At 37.6% G+C, this 19,152-nt stretch carries 18 protein-coding genes; 4 read left to right on the top strand and 14 right to left on the bottom strand.

Annotated features, from left to right (window positions below):
• Positions 1-38 precede the first annotated feature (38 nt).
• Positions 39-848 carry a glutamate 5-kinase gene (proB, locus tag FE005_RS04775; protein ID WP_005473069.1) on the top strand — a complete coding sequence of 270 codons (810 nt, stop codon included), beginning with the start codon at positions 39-41 and terminating at the stop codon, positions 846-848.
• Positions 845-2,089: a glutamate-5-semialdehyde dehydrogenase gene (locus FE005_RS04770; protein WP_081131861.1), complete on the top strand. Its 1,245-nt coding sequence runs from the start codon at positions 845-847 to the stop codon at positions 2,087-2,089. Before proB ends, FE005_RS04770 begins: the two co-directional genes overlap by 4 nt.
• Positions 2,090-2,177: 88 nt before the next feature.
• On the opposite strand, the gene FE005_RS04765 is transcribed toward FE005_RS04770, so the two are convergent.
• Positions 2,178-2,573 carry a DUF4809 family protein gene (locus tag FE005_RS04765; RefSeq protein ID WP_138371395.1) on the bottom strand — a complete coding sequence of 132 codons (396 nt, stop codon included), beginning with the start codon at positions 2,571-2,573 and terminating at the stop codon, positions 2,178-2,180.
• Between the two features lie 144 nt (positions 2,574-2,717).
• Between FE005_RS04765 and FE005_RS04760 the strand changes: the two genes are divergently transcribed.
• Complete coding sequence (locus FE005_RS04760; protein WP_003129262.1) at positions 2,718-2,921, top strand: hypothetical protein; 204 nt, start codon at positions 2,718-2,720, stop codon at positions 2,919-2,921.
• 41 nt (positions 2,922-2,962) lie between these two features.
• Here FE005_RS04760 and FE005_RS04755 read toward each other — a convergent pair whose 3' ends face one another.
• Positions 2,963-3,781, bottom strand: a complete 819-nt coding sequence (locus tag FE005_RS04755) for a ZIP family metal transporter (protein ID WP_003129261.1) — start codon at positions 3,779-3,781, stop codon at positions 2,963-2,965.
• A 197-nt stretch (positions 3,782-3,978) separates the two neighbouring features.
• On the opposite strand from FE005_RS04755, the gene FE005_RS04750 reads away from it, so the two are divergent.
• A complete protein-coding gene (locus tag FE005_RS04750; protein WP_003129260.1) occupies positions 3,979-5,601 on the top strand; it encodes an ABC-F family ATP-binding cassette domain-containing protein in 1,623 nt (540 codons plus the stop codon).
• 62 nt (positions 5,602-5,663) lie between these two features.
• On the opposite strand, the gene FE005_RS04745 is transcribed toward FE005_RS04750, so the two are convergent.
• The 12 genes from FE005_RS04745 to yaaA form a co-directional block, all read right to left on the bottom strand.
• Complete coding sequence (locus FE005_RS04745; protein WP_060813749.1) at positions 5,664-6,539, bottom strand: DegV family protein; 876 nt, start codon at positions 6,537-6,539, stop codon at positions 5,664-5,666.
• 152 nt (positions 6,540-6,691) lie between these two features.
• Complete coding sequence (locus tag FE005_RS04740; protein ID WP_021148909.1) at positions 6,692-7,984, bottom strand: adenylosuccinate synthase; 1,293 nt, start codon at positions 7,982-7,984, stop codon at positions 6,692-6,694.
• A gap of 202 nt (positions 7,985-8,186) precedes the next feature.
• Complete coding sequence (gene dnaB / locus FE005_RS04735; RefSeq protein ID WP_138371394.1) at positions 8,187-9,557, bottom strand: replicative DNA helicase; 1,371 nt, start codon at positions 9,555-9,557, stop codon at positions 8,187-8,189.
• A gap of 121 nt (positions 9,558-9,678) precedes the next feature.
• On the bottom strand, positions 9,679-10,131 hold the full coding sequence (gene rplI / locus FE005_RS04730; RefSeq protein WP_003129255.1) for a 50S ribosomal protein L9: 453 nt from the start codon (positions 10,129-10,131) through the stop codon (positions 9,679-9,681).
• Between the two features lie 13 nt (positions 10,132-10,144).
• Positions 10,145-11,596 carry a DHH family phosphoesterase gene (locus tag FE005_RS04725; protein WP_003129254.1) on the bottom strand — a complete coding sequence of 484 codons (1,452 nt, stop codon included), beginning with the start codon at positions 11,594-11,596 and terminating at the stop codon, positions 10,145-10,147.
• A 259-nt stretch (positions 11,597-11,855) separates the two neighbouring features.
• A complete protein-coding gene (gene rpsR / locus FE005_RS04720; RefSeq protein WP_003129253.1) occupies positions 11,856-12,092 on the bottom strand; it encodes a 30S ribosomal protein S18 in 237 nt (78 codons plus the stop codon).
• A 23-nt stretch (positions 12,093-12,115) separates the two neighbouring features.
• The gene (gene ssb, locus FE005_RS04715) at positions 12,116-12,634 is read right to left on the bottom strand and encodes a single-stranded DNA-binding protein (RefSeq protein ID WP_003129252.1); all 519 of its coding nucleotides are present in this window, start codon (positions 12,632-12,634) and stop codon (positions 12,116-12,118) included.
• Between the two features lie 42 nt (positions 12,635-12,676).
• Positions 12,677-12,976 (bottom strand): 30S ribosomal protein S6, encoded by a 300-nt coding sequence (rpsF, locus tag FE005_RS04710; protein WP_003129251.1) that lies wholly within the window; start codon positions 12,974-12,976, stop codon positions 12,677-12,679.
• A 223-nt stretch (positions 12,977-13,199) separates the two neighbouring features.
• Positions 13,200-15,629 (bottom strand): DNA gyrase subunit A, encoded by a 2,430-nt coding sequence (gyrA, locus tag FE005_RS04705; protein WP_230321100.1) that lies wholly within the window; start codon positions 15,627-15,629, stop codon positions 13,200-13,202.
• Positions 15,630-15,700: 71 nt separating this feature from the next.
• Positions 15,701-17,650, bottom strand: a complete 1,950-nt coding sequence (gene gyrB / locus FE005_RS04700) for a DNA topoisomerase (ATP-hydrolyzing) subunit B (protein WP_138371393.1) — start codon at positions 17,648-17,650, stop codon at positions 15,701-15,703.
• Between the two features lie 5 nt (positions 17,651-17,655).
• Complete coding sequence (gene recF / locus FE005_RS04695) at positions 17,656-18,768, bottom strand: DNA replication/repair protein RecF (RefSeq protein WP_003129248.1); 1,113 nt, start codon at positions 18,766-18,768, stop codon at positions 17,656-17,658.
• Complete coding sequence (gene yaaA, locus FE005_RS04690) at positions 18,755-18,994, bottom strand: S4 domain-containing protein YaaA (protein WP_003129246.1); 240 nt, start codon at positions 18,992-18,994, stop codon at positions 18,755-18,757. The genes recF and yaaA overlap by 14 nt, the downstream gene beginning before the upstream one ends.
• Positions 18,995-19,152 lie beyond the last annotated feature (158 nt).

Raw genomic sequence — 19,152 nt, 5'->3', positions numbered from 1 at the left:
AATATTATTTACTGAATTCAGAAGAGGTGGTTACATCCATGCGAGAGAAACTAAAAAAAGCGAATCGAGTCGTTATCAAAATTGGGACCAGTTCCCTCGTCTATCCCAATGGAAATATCAACTTCTCGAGTATTGATGAACTGGCTTTTGTTCTGTCCGATCTAAAGAATCAAAACAAAGAGATTATTCTCGTTTCTTCTGGTGCTATTGGTGTAGGGATGAATAAACTAAACATTCCACAACGTCCTGTAGAAATCCCCCAGCAACAAGCTGTTGCAGCCGTGGGGCAAGCCGAATTAATGAATATTTACAATCACCGTTTTCAAGTTTACAATCAAAAAACTGCTCAATTATTGTTGACTCGAGATATTATTGAGTTTCCTCAAAGTCGAGAAAATGTATGTAATACATTGGAGCAGCTCTTAGCGATGGGAATTATCCCAATAATCAACGAGAATGATACAGTTGCCATAGATGAGTTGGACCATCTTACTAAATTTGGTGATAATGATCAATTATCTGCAATTGTAGCGCAGTTAGTCCATGCGGATCTGCTGATTATGCTATCCGACATCGATGGGTTTTATACTGCTAATCCGCTACATCATAAAACTGCTAAACTTTATGATGAAATTACTGAGATTACACCTGATTTAATGAAACAAGCAACCGGAAAAGGAAGTCCGTATGGAACTGGTGGCATGTCAAGCAAATTAAAAGCTGCGGATCGTATTCTCAAAACAGATGCCACAATGATCTTGGCGAATGGGAAACAGCCTAAAATCATTTTTGATATCTTAGCTGGCAAAAAGGTTGGCACTTACTTTTACAAGGAGGAAACATTATGATCGATTTAATGCAATTGGGAAAGCAAGCAAAAAAGAGTGCGGCCTCACTTAGCTTACTAACCGCTACTGAGAAAAATCACTTACTATCAGCTATGGCCGATACACTTGAAAGAAATCGTTCACGAATTTTAACAGAAAATAAAAAAGACCTTGCTGCTGCAAAAAAAAATGCATTAAATTCAACTTTAATTGATCGCCTAGAATTAACTGATGAACGAATCAAGGAGATGGCAACTGGTATTCGAAAAATCGTTCAGCTCCCTGATCCACTTGGAATCGTGGACAAAATGTGGCGCAATAGTGATAATCTCTTAATTGGTAAACAACGTGTACCATTAGGTGTTGTGGGAATTATTTATGAAGCAAGACCCAATGTTACAACAGATGCTGCCGGTCTATGTTTCAAATCTGGGAATGCTGTCATTTTGCGAGGAGGTAAAGAAGCCTTCTACTCAAATCAAATCCTTGTAAATCTTTTGCAAGAAACATTAAGCGCCAATGGATATTCACCCTATTCTATTCAATTTGTTGATGACACCAGTCATGCAGTGGCTGATCAAATGATGCGCTTGAACAAGTACTTGGATGTACTGATTCCACGAGGCGGTGCTAACCTCATTCGTCGTGTCAAAGAAACAGCAACAGTTCCTGTCATTGAAACAGGAACAGGTAACAACCATATCTTTATTGACAAAGATGCACAGCTTCCGATGGCTGTCGACATTGTTGTCAATGCCAAAACTCAGCGACCTTCTGTTTGCAATGCAATCGAAACGATCCTCGTTCATAAAAGTTGTGCAGCAGAATTTCTACCTTTACTAGAAAAAGAACTAAAAAATAAAGTAGAGTTGCGTGCTGATACTAACGCGCGAAACTATTTAATAAATGCGCAACCTGCTACTGAAGAAGATTGGCAAACCGAATTTCTAGATTATATTGTAGCCATCAAAGTTGTAGATTCCATCGATGAAGCAATTGCCCACATCAATCATTACAACACTAAGCATTCTGAAGCTATCGTCACGGATAACTACTTTGCCTCTCAGAAATTCTTACAAGAAGTAGATGCTGCTGCAGTATATGTCAATGCATCTACACGATTCACGGATGGGTTTGTTTTTGGTTTTGGAGCAGAAATCGGCATTTCAACTCAGAAATTGCATGCTAGAGGCCCAATGGGACTTGAAGCTCTGACTTCCACCAAATATATTATCTATGGAGAAGGTCAAATACGTAAATAAAAAAGCTGCTTGATTCCGGAGACTTCAATCTTTAAGTGATTTTCACTTTTGATTGAAAGTTTCTTTTTCAAGCTGCTTTTCTGATTGATTATGCTTGTTCAATTACAAATTCAACTGGTTCCATAGCGAAGAGTTGCTGTAAAACTGTATTTGCTTCTGTAAACAATTCCTGATCACAGGCTTTTTTCTGACAAACAATTCTTTGTTCTTTTGAAACAAATACTTGTGTAGCATCATTATCCACAAATTTCACTTCTTGATTCTCTTTTCGAAAAATGTAGCCCTCTTCTTCGTCTAATAATAGCGCTGTCTGCCAATGCTCATTTTGGATAAGTGGCATTACTAAAGATGCTACGTCCAGATTTTCTACAGAAACTTCTTTACCATTCTCTAAGTGCATCGTAAACGTTTCTAACTCAAAGGCCTGGCAAGCATTGCACCCTCCTTCCGTAATAAAATGTTTACTTTTGATAATTGCTTTCATGTTCTCACCTGCTTTTTTTTACCAGTTTACCTCACTAACATCTCTTTGACTACCGACGGAGAAAAAATTCCGCCTTAAGATGGATGTTCCACCTCTTCTTTCTTGATAAAATAAATTTAAGAAAAAGGCATAGGAGGATTTATTATGAATACACAAAGTTTGTTAGGTAAAATCGTAACTGTTGTAGCAGTTTTAGTTCTGGCTTCATTGCTCTTATCTCTCGTCTTAGGATTAATTGGCGGATTGATTGGTTTAATTTTTCGTTTTGGTATTCCTTTATTGTTAGCTGTTCTAATTGTTCGGTGGCTGACAAACGTTCGACAACGACCAAAAAAATACTATAACTAACAAAAAGACTTGGAGCATTATCTGTTCCAAGTCTTTTTTGATTATCCTAAAGCAACATCCAAAACCATCATCAGAATGAAGCCTGTCATAACACCAAAAACGGCAAAATGCCGTCGACTACTAGCTGTTTGTTGTGCTTCAGGTATTAGTTCCTCTACCACTACATAAATCATCGCTCCCGCTGCAAATGCTAAAGCATATGGCAAAACGGCTGTCATACTTGTTACCAGCAAAGCGCCTATAACACCGGCAATCGGTTCAACGATCCCAGAAGCTTGTCCATAGACAAAGGCCTTATTACGACTCAATCCTTCCTGTCTTAAAGGAATGGATACAGCAGCTCCTTCGGGAAAATTTTGGATCCCAATACCTATAGCTACTGAAATAGCTGCCAAAACTGCTGCCCGAGGATCTTCCGAGCTGGCGGCTGCTCCAAAAGCCACACCAACTGCCAAGCCTTCAGGAATATTGTGTAATGTGATGGAGAAGACCAACAGAATCGTTCGTTTTAAATGGCTTGGAAAGCCTTCTGTTTCATGGTTAGGACCAAAGTGCATATGCGGTAATGTTTTGTCTGCAGCATATAAAAATAGTCCACCCAATCCAAAACCAATACTAACCACAAGCCATGGGATATCCCCATTTTCTTCCGCACGAGCGATAGCAGGGTCTAGTAATGACCAAAAACTCGCAGCAATCATTACACCGGAAGCGAATCCCAACATCGTATTCAGAACATTTTTATTGATATCCTTAAAAAAATAAACAAGTGCCGCACCTAGAGCAGTCATGGCGTATGTAAATAAAGTACCAGCCAAAGCCTGCTGCCACGGGGACAGTTGCATTAACCATTCAACCAAAACATTTCTCTCCTCCTATCTTCTCCCTTTACTCTAGCATAGGAAAACGCTTGATTCTAGCCTTTTGTTTTACTCAAAATAATTCTAAGCTCCTTGTTTGATTGTAGGGAAATCCTTGAGTTTACTTGAAACTTTCAACATTCATCGCTATAATGCTAGGAGACTCAATGTCAATATATATAAAGTGAGGAAAAGAATTGATTACAGTAAGTGATGTAAGTTTGCATTTTTCAGATCGCAAACTGTTCGACGATGTTAATATTAAGTTTACGCCTGGCAATTGCTATGGTTTGATTGGTGCAAATGGTGCTGGTAAATCAACTTTCTTAAAAATATTATCTGGAGAAATCCAACCATCTACAGGAAATGTTTCATTAGGACCCGATGAACGAATGGCTGTTTTGAAACAAAATCATTTTGACTTCGAAGAATACCCAGTTATTGAAACTGTTATCATGGGTCACAAACGATTATACGACGTAATGAAAGAAAAAGATGCGATCTACATGAAAGAAGACTTTAGTGACGAAGATGGTATCCGTGCTGCTGAACTAGAAGGAGAGTTTGCTGAACTGGATGGTTGGGAAGCTGAACCTGAAGCCGCAGTTCTCTTACAAGGGTTGAATATCCCTGATGAATTACACCATGTCCAAATGAAAGAATTAACAGCTGGTCAACGTGTGAAAGTGTTGTTAGCACAAGCTCTTTTCGGAAAACCAGACGTCTTGCTCTTGGATGAGCCGACTAATGGATTGGATATCCAATCTATTAACTGGTTAGAAGAATTTTTAATCAACTTTGATAATACCGTTATCGTAGTTTCCCATGACCGTCACTTCTTAAATAAAGTATGTACCCATATGGCAGATCTAGATTTTGGGAAGATCAAACTGTACGTCGGAAACTATGATTTTTGGTTAGAATCAAGTCAATTAGCAGCAAAATTGCAATCACAATCAAATGCGAAAAAAGAAGAACAAATCAAAGAACTGCAAGAATTTATTGCCCGCTTTAGTGCAAACGCGTCAAAATCAAAGCAAGCCACTTCTCGAAAGAAAATGTTGGATAAAATCACACTTGATGATATTCAACCTTCTTCACGCCGCTATCCTTTTGTAGGATTTAAACCAGAACGGGAAATTGGGAATGACTTGTTGCAAGTAGATAATGTCAGTGTGACTATTGACGGTAAAAAGATTTTAGATAATATCTCATTCACTTTGAATAAAGATGACAAAGTTGCTTTTATTGCCAACAACGACATCACAACGACTACACTATTCAAAGTTATTATGGGCGAGATCGTGCCAGATACTGGTAGTGTACGCTGGGGTGTTACAACACAACACGCTTACTTGCCAAAAGATACTACTGGTGAATTTGATACGGATACACCAATTGTTGATTGGTTGCGTCAGTATGCTAGTAAAGAAGAGGATGATAATACATTCTTGCGTAGTTTCTTAGGTCGGATGCTGTTTTCAGGTGATGAAGTCTTAAAACCAGTCAATGTTCTATCGGGTGGCGAAAAAGTTCGTTGTATGTTATCAAAACTAATGCTATCAAAAGCTAATGTTCTTGTCTTAGACGATCCAACAAATCACTTAGATTTAGAATCGATCACTGCATTGAATGATGGCCTTATGGCTTTTACTGGCTCTTTACTTTTTGCCTCTCATGATCATCAATTTATTCAAACGCTCGCAAATCGAATTATCGCCGTTTCAAATAAAGGTGTTGTTGATCGTGCAGAGACTACCTATGATGAGTTCTTAGACAACAAAGATGTACAACAAAGAATTCAAGAATTATATAATTGATCTCCAAATGAAAAAGCCAAATGCAAGAACTCTTGCATTTGGCTTTTATATTTAAGAGAAAATCAATCACTGATCAAACGTGTTTTTCCGAATGAAAAAAGTGCCAAACAACCATATCCTGTATGGCTGGCAATTGTTGGTCCTAAAGGATAATGATAAATAATTAATGCTGGAAATTGCTCTTTCAAGAGTCTTAACACTTTTTCTGCTGCTTCGTCATCACCTGCATTTGCAAGATAAACCGTCTCTATTTGAGATTCACGCAGATTCGCTACTGTTTTATCAACAATTTTTTGAATTGATTTATTTCGACCTCTCACTTTATCGACATTTTTCAACTTTCCTTCTGTATCTACAGTAATAATTGGTTTAACATTTAATAGTCCGCCAATGGCCGCTGCTGTTTTAGATATTCTACCGCCTCTTTCAAGATGTCGAAGATCATCAACTGTCACCCAAGAATCTAGAGATAATTTATGTTCTTCTACCCACTGGCTGACCTCATGAAGAGACCAACCTTCACTTTGTCTTTTTGCTGCTTCCGCTACTAAAAAACCCTCTCCCAAACTAGCAGATTTTGTATCAATGAGTGTGATTTCAGCATGAGGGTATTCTTCTTTAAGAATAGCAACAGCTTGAACAGCGCTTTGAAAAGAACCGCTCATTCCAGACGAAAAACCTAGATAAAGTATCGGTGTGTGCGATTCTACATATGGACGAAAAAATTCAACATAACGTCCGACGTTGATTTGAGAAGTTGTCGGTTGTGCATTTTCTTTTAATTTTTCTAAAAACCACTTGGCATCAAATTGTTCACCCATATCATCGATATATTCTTTTCCTTCAAGTTCAATTGTCATAGATATATATTGAACACCCAATTCAGCTAATCTTTTTGCTGGTAGATCACAACATGAATCTGTAATGATTTGATACATAGGTACACCCCCTTTGATAACCTTATTATAGCAAAAAAAGAACAAGGCAGAAGAAATCATACTTGAAGACGGGAAAATCATCGATTTTCTTCTAAAATACTCTGCCTTGTTCTTTCTACTATTCAATTCTACTAATTAATTCTACCCACTGATTAGATTTGTGCCCAAACACTCTCTAATATATTCGTTTGATTACGATCTGGCCCTACTGAAAATGTTGAGATACGAACCCCAACTAATTCAGAGATACGATGTACATAGTTACGTGCATTTTCAGGAAGATCAGCTAATGTTTTGCATCCAGTAATATCTTCTGACCAGCCTGGTAACTCTTCATAGACTGGTTTACAACGATTCAATTCTTTTAGACTTGCAGGATAATGATAAATCAATTCTCCATCTAATTCATAAGCAGTACAAATTTTTACAGTTTCCAAGCCGCTCAAAACATCAATTGAATTTAGAGACAGATTCGTGATACCAGAAACACGTTTTGAATGACGCATGACAACAGAGTCAAACCAACCAACACGACGTGGACGACCAGTTGTCGTACCATATTCACGGCCAACTTCACGAATTTGATTGCCTGTTTCATCAAAAAGTTCTGTTGGGAATGGGCCATCACCAACTCTTGAAGTATATGCTTTACAAACACCAACTACTTTATTGATTTTAGAAGGACCCACTCCACTGCCAATGGTTACTCCACCAGCTACTGGATTTGAGGATGTTACGAACGGATATGTTCCTTGATCAATATCTAGCATAACTCCTTGAGCACCTTCAAACAGTACGCGTTTTCCCTGATCTAGCGCATCGTTTAGAATAACTGAAGTATCCGTTACATATTTCTTGATTTGTTGACCATATTCATAATACTCTTCAAAAATATCTTCAAAAGCAATCGGCTCATCATCAAACATTTTAACAAATTGACGATTTTTTTCTTCAAGATTGATACGTAATCTTTCTTCAAAAATTTCTTTATCAAGAAGATCAGCAATTCGAATACCTACACGAGCGGCTTTATCCATATAAGCTGGACCAATCCCTTTGATCGTTGTTCCGATTTTATTGTCACCTTTAGCATCTTCTTGTAACTGATCTAATTTGATATGATACGGTAAAATAACATGGGCACGGTCAGAAATTTTCAAATTATCTGTTATTATATTATTCTCTTTTAGATAGGCAAGTTCCTTAACAAGAGATTTTGGATTCACAACTACGCCATTTCCGATCACGCTAATTTTATCTTTATAAAAAATACCGGATGGAATCAAGTGTAATTTATATGTCACTCCATCAAACTTAATAGTATGTCCTGCATTGTCTCCACCTTGATAACGTGCAATCACTTCCGCATTTTCACTCAAAAAGTCGGTAATCTTCCCTTTTCCTTCATCGCCCCATTGGGTACCTACTACTACTACAGATGACATTTAATGACCTCTTTCTTTATATATTGCACTCCATAAGTATTGTACCAGTATTCGATCATGGATTCAATCTAAAATCGAATGATTGAATCGATTAAAATGAAAAAAAGCAGAAAAAAACGAACTATATTTTATTTATTTTTTTTATACAAAGCTAAATACGAATAAAAAAAGCGACCGGCAATAGTACCAGTCGCAACCTATCCTATGCAAACTCAACTCTTGGAGATAGAGAGGAAAACTTATTGTATTCCTTGATAAACAATAATTCAACTGTTCCCCGTGCTCCACTTCTGTTCTTTTCAATAATCACTTCAATGACATTATTGTTTTGCGGCTCTTCACCGCCATCCTCTTCGTCACCTTCACGTTGATAGTAATCGTCTCGATAGAGAAATGCAACAATGTCTGCATCTTGCTCAATAGATCCAGATTCACGAATATCACTTAAAACTGGACGTTTATCTTGGCGTTGTTCCACCCCTCGTGATAATTGAGAAAGCGCAATAACTGGAACTTTTAATTCTTTGGCTAATTTCTTCAATTGCCGAGAAATCTCAGAGACCTCTTGTTGACGGTTTTCTCTTCCTGTACCTTCAATCAATTGCAAATAATCAATCAATATCAAACCCAAATTCCCTTTTTCCTGTGCTAATTTACGACAACGTGCTCGAATCTCGGAAATTTTGATTCCAGGTGTATCATCAATATAAATACTAGCATTCGACAAACTTCCCATGGCCACGATCAAATTGCGCCACTCTTCTTCTGACAGTTGACCGGTCCGTAAATGGCTGGCTTCAATAGATCCTTCCGCACATAGCATTCGATTGACTAATGATTCTGCACCCATCTCTAAGCTGAAGATGGCGACAGAACGATCTGTTTTTGTTCCTACATTTTGTGCTATATTTAGTGCAAAAGCTGTTTTACCAACAGCAGGACGTGCTGCTAAAATAATTAGCTCTTCTTTTTGAAGTCCAGCTGTCATTTTATCTAAAGCTGCATAGCCAGTAGGCAATCCGGTAATTTCTTCGTTATTTTGCGCTAACTGATCAATATTTTCAATTGTTCGATTTAACACATCAGCAATAGACTGAAATCCGTTGCTATTTCTTTTTTCTGAAACCTCTAAAATGCTTTTCTCTGCTTGATCGACAATCGATTGAACATCTTCATCTTGTTCAAACCCCTTTGTCACGATACGACTAGCGGTTTGAATCAAGTTGCGTAAAGTCGCTTTGTCGTCCACGATTTTTGCATAATAAGCAATACTAGCGGCCGAAGGAGAAGCTTGGCTAAGTTCTGTTAAATAAGTAAGCCCGCCGATATCTTCCAGACTATTACTTTTTTCTATTTCTGCTTTCAATGTGATTAGGTCGATGGATTCATTACGATCATTGAGTTGAATCATCGCTTGAAAGATAATCTGATGGCTGCGCCGATAAAAATCTTGTGGTTCAATAATTTCCATCGCATCAATAATTGAATCCGCTTCTAAAAAGATTGCTCCTAAAACCGCTTGCTCAGCTTCAATGTCTTGAGGCGGAATTTGATTTTGCCATACTTCATTCATGACTTTCGCTCCTAATCTAGTGTTCATTTATTCTACAGGATATCAAATCAAAGCACAAGAGAACCTCGATTACAAAAATATCCGCTTAAAAAATCCCAACATTTTACTGTTGGGAAACTTTTTATTCTTGTACCGTTTGGACGGTAATTGTAGCAGTTACTTTAGAATGTAATTTGACGGGCACCTTTGTATAACCTAATGCCCGAATGGGTTGTTCTAACTCAATTTTCCGCTTGTCCAATTTTATACTATATTGTTTGTTCAAAGCATCAGCAATTTGTTTTGATGGAATAGAACCAAACAACCGACCATCTTCTCCTGCTTTCGCTTTAATTCTAACAACTGTTTCTTCCTTTTCAAGGACTGTTTTTAGTTCTTCAGCCTCCGCCAGTAATTCCGCTTCATGTTTTTCTTGTGCTTTTTGTTTTCCTTTTAATTCGGCCATGCTTTCATTATTAGCTGGTTTAGCTAAGTTGTTTTTAATTAAGAAGTTTTGTGCATACCCATTTGGTACATCCTTAATATCTCCTTTTTTTCCTTTTCCTTTAACATCTTGCAAGAAAATAACTTTCATCTGTGGTCACTCCTCATTCTCTTTCTAACTTGTTAAGTTCTTGAATTAACATTTTTTTGACTTCATCCAAGCTTTTATCCTTGATTTGAGTAGCTGCATTTGTGAAGTGGCCTCCTCCACCAAGTGCTTCCATTAAAACTTGCACGTTGATTTTGCCAGTGCTTCGAGCACTAATACCGATCAACTTACTAGGCTGCCTTGTGATCACAAAAGCAGCATGAATCCCATTGATTGATAAAAGCGTATCCGCTGCCTTAGCGACTGTCACACTGTCATATACTCGTTTATCATCAGCTACTGCGATAACGATATCTTCTTTGTAATGTTTGCTTTTAGAAACTAGTTCACTAATCATTAAATAGGAATCTAAATCCGTACTAAGCATATATTGAACAAGTGAAGTATCCGCACCTTGATTTTTGAGGTATCCAGCTATATCAAAAGTTCTACCAGTTGTTCGAACAGAGAAATTCTTTGTATCGACATAAATTCCCGCCAATAAAGAAGTAGTGATAAATTTGGGAATTTGTGTTTTGCGAGTAGAACGATATTGTATCAACTCAGCGACTAACTCTGATGCCGAAGATGCTGTTGATTCAATATAAGTCAACAACGGCTTATCTGGAAACTCATCTCCGCGACGGTGATGATCAATTACAGCAATTTTATCAAATACATCATAAACTTTTTGTGAGATTGACATAGACGGTTTATGATAATCAACCATTACTAAGACACTTTCCTCATTGGATAAAGTTACAGCTTCCTCACCTGAAATAACAATTCGTTCTAAATCAGGATATTTCTTCAATTCTTCTAATACCCGTTCAATATCCGCAGTAATTTCTTTAGGATTTAAAATGATGTAACATTCACGTTCACTCATCATTGCCATATAAGCAACTCCAAAGGCTGCACCTAAAGCATCCATATCAGGGTACCTGTGTCCCATGATAAATACCTTTTTATTATCAGCAAATATTTTTTTTAATGTAGTACTCATAGCCCGAGAGCGAACACGAGTTCTCTTGGGCGTACCATCTGTATTCCCCCCAAAAAACTGTGGTTTTGCTTCCTCATCAGCTTTCTTCAGTACCACTTGATCCCCACCACGTACCAAGGCGATATCTAAATTATTTTGAGCTACTTCGCCTATTGTCTCTAGCGATTCTTCTCCGTAAGAGATTCCCATACTAATGGTTAAGGCTAAGTCATTCTTTTCAGCAATATTACGAACACGTGTCAAAAATTCAAAATTCCCTTTTTTCATCTTCTCAATATCTTCAATCTTGGCAACAAAAAGAAAGCGTTCAGAATTAATCCGCTTATAAAAGATATGATTTTCACTGGCCCAATCTGAAATCAGCGTCGTGATCAAAGAGTTCAAGTAGGATATTTGTTTGTCATCTTTTTTGTCAATTAGATCATCATAGTTATCAATTGAAATAAGTCCGATTGCTGACATAATTTAACTCCTCAATAAACTGCTATAGAAATATTAAACACTTTTATATTTTACCACATCTTATACGAATAAGCGATTTCCTAAATAAAGTTTCACGTGAAACTTTATTTAGGAAACCACAAATCAAATACCGGCAAAGATTTTTTCGTTATTTAAAGACAGAATTAAATAACAAATACACTAAATGTTTTTAGTAATAGTATATACAAAAAAAGTTGACAACTGTCAAAAACAGTTGTCAACTTTTGAATAGTAAAAATTATTCTTCGCCTACAAATGGAAGTAATCCCATGATACGTGCGCGTTTAATTGCAACAGTTAGTTTACGTTGGTTTTTAGCCCCTGTACCTGTTACACGACGTGGCAAAATTTTTCCACGTTCAGAAATGAAACGTTTTAACAATTCTGTATCTTTATAATCGATGTGTTCGATATGATTTGCAGCAATATAGTCTACTTTGCGACGTTTACGTCCGCCTCTTCTTTGTTGTGCCATTCTATTTCCCTCCTATCAATTTATTAGAATGGTAAATCATCGTCTGAAATGTCAATTGACGAGTTTCCGAATGGATCAGAATTATCTCGATCAAAGTTAGGCATTCCTGATGGTTGAGAGGATTGATTTTGATTTGTGCTATTGTTTCCGAATCCAGAAGAACCACTAGTATTATACGAAGTATTTCCACCGCTTTCGGTAGTGCGTCGTTGTTCAGAAGCATTACGAGATTCTAACAATTGAAAATTGTCTGCTACAACTTCAGTTACATATACACGTTGTCCTTGTTGATTGTCATAAGAACGTGTTTGGATTCTTCCAGTCACACCAAGTAATGTACCCTTACGAGCATAATTAGCCAGTGTTTCTGCAGGTTTTCTCCAAATCACACAATTGATGAAATCAGCTTCACGTTCTCCACTTTGGTTCGTAAAATTACGATTTACAGCCAATGTAAAAGACGCGACGCCAGTGCCGTTAGCAGTGTATCGTAAATCAGGATCTTTGGTTAATCTTCCTACTAATACAACATTATTAATCAAAGTTCATCATCTCCTCATCGCTTTGTTTCATGTGAAACAATTTTATTCTTCTTCTTTGACAATCATGTGACGGATAATATCGTCATTGATTTTAGCAAGACGGTCAAATTCATTGATTGCACTTGCATTTGATGGAGAAGAAACTTTAACGATGTGATAGATACCCTCACGGAATCCATCCATTTCATACGCTAGACGGCGTTTTTGCCAATCTTTAGACTCGATAACTTCAGCTCCGTTATCTGTCAAGATCGTGTCAAAACGTGCGATCAATGCAGATTTTGCTTCTTCATCAATGTTTGGACGAATGATGTATAAGATCTCATATTTCGTATTTTCCATTGATTATTCACCTCCCTGTGGTCTTAGGCCCCTAGTATATTCTAGGAGCAGAGAGAGTCGCCTGATTAGACTACTCACAAATACCAATTATACATTTTTTTCATCCATAATACAAGATTAATTTTTTGACTTTTGACAGTAAAATTGCTTGCATCAATAAGTACGCACAAAATATTTTCATTTATTAAAAAAACTCCAACAACATCGTGTTGGAGTTACATTACTATTCATCATTCTGACTTTCAGAAGATATTTCTTCTTCTGTTTCAGAAACTTCCGGATCTACAGTGGCCATCGTGACTACTTTCGCTCCGTTTTCCATCTTCATTAAGCGAACGCCTAAAGTTGCACGTCCAGTTTGAGATACTGTTTCAACGTTAAATCGGATAATGACACCTTTGTCTGTAATTAGCATGATATCTTCTTTACCTGAAACTGTAGTCAATCCAGCTAACGGTCCATTTTTCGCAGTAATATTCGCAGTTTTTATTCCTTTACCACCACGCCCTTTTATTGGGTATTCTGAACCTTTTGTACGTTTTCCGTAGCCATTCTCTGTGATAACTAATACCTCACTATCTTCTTTGATCACAGAAGCGCCGACAACATAGTCATCTTCTCTTAAACGGATGCCTCGAACGCCTGCAGCAGTTCGTCCCATATCTCGAACCAGCTCTTCTTTAAATGTAACTGAATAGCCATTGTGTGTACCAATAATCATCACATCTTGCCCATTGGTTTCTACTACATTAACTAATTCATCATTTTCGCGTAACCCAATAGCAATCAATCCATTGGCCCGAATATTGGAGAAAGCAGTAACTGATGTACGTTTTACTATACCTAGTCGTGTCGTGAAGAACAGATAACGTCCTTCTTGAGGTCCTCCAGAAGCAGAGATAATCGCTTCGATGCGTTCGTTTGAATCAATACCTAAAAGATTGATCACAGGAATACCTTTAGCAGCTCGTCCGTATTCAGGAATTTCGTATCCTTTAGCTTTATAAACTTTCCCCATGTTAGTAAAGAAAAGTAAAGTATCATGAGTTGAACAAGAAATCAACGTTTTAACAAAGTCTTCATCGTGAATCCCCATGCCTTGAACACCACGACCTCCACGACGTTGAGCCCGAAATTCAGAATTTGCTACTCGTTTGATATACCCATTATTTGTCAGCGTAATGACAATTTCTTCTTCTTCAATTAAATCTTCATCTTCAAGACTCAATACTTCTCCAACAAGTAATTCTGTTCGGCGCTCATCACCAAAGCGTTGACCTAATTCTTGCAATTCTGTTTGGATAATTTCTAAAACTCGCTGAGGATTAGCTAAAATATCTTTTAAGTCAGCAATCAATTCCAACAAACTTTGATATTCATTTTCAATCTTGTCTCTTTCTAATCCTGTTAAACGACGCAAACGCATATCTAGAATCGCTTGCGCTTGTCGATCTGATAGACTGAAACGTTCCATCATTGTGTTTTTTGCTTCATCATCTGAATTAGATGCTCTAATCAATGCAATGATTTCATCAATATGATCAAGAGCAATCCGTAATCCTTCCAAGATGTGAGCACGTGCTTCTGCTTTGTTTTTGTCAAATTGAGTACGACGCGTTACTACCTCTTGTTGATGCTCGATATAATTTTCTAAAATTCGTTTCAAACTTAAAATTTTTGGTACGCCTTTTTCAATCGCCAGCATATTAAAGCCAAAAGATGATTGAAGAGCCGTCATTTTATAAAGGTTGTTCAAAATAACTGAAGCACTAACGTCACGACGAACATCGATCACAATACGCATACCTTCTCGAGAAGATTCATCGCGCAAGTCCGTAATACCTTCGATTCGTTTGTCTCGATGAAGTTCTGAAATCCGCTCAATTAATTTTGCTTTATTGACCATGTACGGCAATTCGGTGACTAGAATTCTTTCTTTACCATTAGGCATCTCAGTAACTTCAACTTTTCCTCGTACCGTAATGGACCCTTTACCTGTCTCATAGGCCCGTCGAATACCTGATTTACCCATAACTAGGCCGCCCGTTGGAAAATCAGGTCCGGGCAAAACTTCCATCAATTCATTCGTTGTTACTTCAGGATTTTCCATTAGCAGCTCAATAGCCGCAATTACTTCATTCAAATTATGTGGTGGAATGTTCGTTGCCATACCTACCGCAATACCTGTTGTACCATTGACTAAGAGATTAGGAAAACGAGCAGGCAATACTGCAGGTTCTCTTTCAGTATCGTCGTAATTACTTTGAAAATCGACGGTATCTTTATTAATGTCTCTTAGCATTTCCATTGCTAATTTGCTCATGCGGGCTTCAGTATACCGCATCGCGGCAGCACCATCACCATCGACTGAACCAAAGTTACCATGACCATCCACTAACATATAACGATAACTAAACGGTTGCGCCATCCGCACCATTGATTCGTAAATCGCACTATCACCATGAGGGTGATATTTACCCATTACATCACCGACGATACGGGCTGATTTTTTATGAGGTTTGTCTGGTGTAACCCCTAATTCATTCATTCCATATAAAATTCTACGATGAACTGGTTTTAGTCCATCTCGAACATCTGGCAAGGCCCTTGCAACAATAACACTCATCGCATAATCGATAAAGGACTCACGCATTTCACTTGTCAGATTGACATCATGAATATTTTGTTTTGCTTCACTCAAGCTATTTCCTCCTTTACGATTGGCTAGATATCAAGATTTTTAACATAATGTGCATTCTCTTCAATAAAGGCACGCCTTGGTTCTACACGATCGCCCATTAGCATTTCAAAAATTTGATCTGCTTCAATTGCATCGTCTACACTTACACGGAGCATCATCCGGTTTTCCGGATCCATTGTTGTTTCCCAAAGCTGATGGTCATCCATCTCACCTAAACCTTTGTATCGTTGAACACTTGGTTTAGGCGTTGCAGGCAATGACTCGATTGTATTCTTCAAATCTTGTTCTGCGTTTTTGCCTGGTTGGATATAATGGATATTTTTTCCTTGTTTTACCCCATAAAGTGGTGGTTGAGCAATATAAACATACCCAGCTTCAACAATTGGTCGCATATAGCGATAGAATAAAGTTAATAGCAATGTTCGGATATGTGCGCCATCGACGTCGGCATCAGTCATAATTACTAATTTATGATAACGTGCCTTAGAAACATCAAAGTCTGCTCCAAATCCTGTGCCCATCGCTGTAAATAGTGAACGGATTTCTTCATTTGCCAAAATTTTATCCATGCTTGCTTTTTCGACATTTAAAATTTTCCCTCGAATAGGCAGAATCGCTTGGAATTCACGACTTCGTCCTTGTTTAGCTGATCCTCCAGCTGAGTCTCCTTCGACAATAAATAATTCGCATTTCTCAGGATCATTACTTGAACAATCTGCTAGCTTACCTGGCAGATTACTAATTTCAAGAGCACCTTTACGTCGAGTCATCTCACGCGCACGCTTAGCTGCTTGACGTGCTTTAGAGGCTAGCAGTCCTTTTTCAACTACTTGGCGCCCAACTGCTGGATTCTCCATCAAAAATTTTGTGAAATGCTCTGAAAATAAACGATCAGTTACAGTCCGCACTTCTGAGTTCCCTAATTTTGTTTTTGTTTGTCCTTCAAACTGAGGATCTGGATGTTTGATGGAAATAACCGCTGTAAGACCTTCTCGAACATCTTCACCTGTTAGATTCTCATCATTTTCTTTCATTAGCTTAGACTTACGTGCATAGTCATTGATAACCCGAGTCAAAGCTGTCTTGAATCCAGACTCATGGGTACCACCTTCATACGTATGAATATTATTAGCAAAACTTAGCAAATTGTTATGATAGCTATCTGTGTATTGTAGAGAAACTTCAACCGTGATGCCCTGTTGTTCCCCTTCAAGATAGATTGGTTCAGGAAAAATAACTGTCTTACTTGCATTTAAGTGTTCAACGTAGCTTTTAATTCCGCCGTCATAATGATATTCCTTCAGAACAGGATGTTCTTCTCGTTTATCTTCAATTGAAATTTTTAAGCCGCGATTCAGAAAAGCTAATTCTCGAACACGTGTAGCCAACTTATCAAAGTTAAAAACAGTAGTTTCTGTAAATATTTCAGGATCCGGTACAAAGTGAACAGTAGTCCCATGACGATCTGTTTCACCAATCACTTTTAGATCTTCGACAACAGCTCCCCGATGGTATTCTTGATAATAAACTTTGCCTTCTTTGTATACTTTAACATCTAATGTGGTAGATAATGCGTTTACCACTGAAGAACCTACACCATGCAAGCCCCCTGAAACTTTATATCCGCCACCGCCAAATTTTCCACCTGCATGAAGAATAGTAAATACAGTTTCAACAGCAGGTCTGCCAGTTTTTGCTTGAATATCTACAGGAATTCCCCGACCATCATCGACAACAGTAATACTATTGTCTTCTTCGATAATTACTTGAATCGCTGTAGCAAAACCAGCAAGTGCTTCATCAATCGAATTATCTACGATTTCCCACACAAGGTGATGGAGCCCTTCTGAACTGGTCGATCCGATATACATTCCTGGACGCTTGCGTACCGCTTCTAAACCTTCTAAGACTTGAATCTGACTGGCGTCATATTCTTTGGCACGTTCAACTAAACTTTTTTCTTCTTCTGTCATTCAGTCTATTCTCCTTTTATGTGTCCTTTGTCTACGTAAAAAATCTCTGCTTCAACAGACATTTTATCTTTTACATGTTCAAGTGTGGTTGTAGTAATAAATGTTTGTACTTTTCCTTCAATTGTTTCTAGTAAGTGTAACTGACGAGAATCGTCTAATTCACTCATGACATCATCTAACAAAAGAACCGGATATTCTCCCGTTTCTTCTTTCATCAAATCAATCTCTGCCAATTTTACACTTAATGCAGTGGTTCGCTGTTGACCTTGGGATCCGAATGTTTGAACATTCCTATCATTGATTAAAAAGTTGAGATCATCTCGGTGTGGACCCACTAGAGAAATCTGTCTCATTTTTTCACGTGTTTTCACTTGATCCAGTGCATCTTTGAATTGTTGTTGAACTTGTTCTAGAGATGCACTTACAGTACCAACACTAGACAAGTATTCTATTTGTAAAACTTCTTTTTCATCACTTATTTTTTGATGGAGTTGATTGGCCCAAAATGCTAATCGTTTTACAAAACGTTGTCGTGCAAAAATGATCTTGCTGCCAAATTCAATCAATTGTTCAGTCAACACAGTGAGATAGAGCTCATCATTTTGCTTTTTTTCAAATAATTGCTTCAAATACTGATTTCGCTGTTTCAAAACACTTTGATATTGCACAAGATCATACAAATAAATCGGATCAATCTGTCCAATTTCCATATCGATAAATTTTCTTCTTACTTGAGGACTTCCTTTAACAAGTGAAAGATCTTCGGGGGCAAAAAGAATTACATTCAATTGCCCTATGTAACTACTAAGTTTTTTTTGCTCAATATGATTGACTTTCGTTTTACGACCTTTTTTAGTTAAAAATAATTCTAATGGTATGGTAGAATGCCCTCGAGACACAGCTCCGCTAACTTGAGCCCCAGCTGTATCCCAACGAATCAACTCTTGTTCACTTGTAGTTCGATGACTTTTTGTCATCGCTAAAACATAAATACTTTCTAAAACGTTGGTTTTTCCTTGAGCATTCTCGCCTAAAAAAATGACAAGATTTTTATCGAAAGATAACTCCAAAGATTCATAGTTGCGATAATTATTTAGCTGAAGATTATTCAGACGCATCTGAGGCTTCCTTCTTTACCATAAAAAAAGTACCCTCATCAGGTATCTCAATCCTCATTCCCGCATATAATTTGCGGCCTCGTCTATTCTCTGGCTCTCCGTCTACAAGTACCGTATGTTCAGCTAGGAACCATTTTGCTTGTCCTCCACTGCTGATTACGCTGACTTCTTTCAACATTTGTCCTAACGTCATATATTCAGTTTCTAAAGGTATTTGCATTTTCATATTATCCCTCGATTCTATAGAAGAACGTATACCATTATTATACTCTTTTTTAAGGAATAAAACAAATTTATCCGTATAATTTTCATTCTGAGAAGTTTTGATTGTTTTAGATAAAAAATAAGCAAAAACAAAAAGAAGGGCTTAAAATCGATTTTAAG

The organism is Enterococcus sp. M190262, from assembly GCF_005843965.1.
Lineage (GTDB): Bacteria > Bacillota > Bacilli > Lactobacillales > Enterococcaceae > Enterococcus_D > Enterococcus_D gallinarum.
Note: the sequence above shows the minus strand (reverse complement) of the source record. Positions and strands in the feature narration are given on the sequence as shown.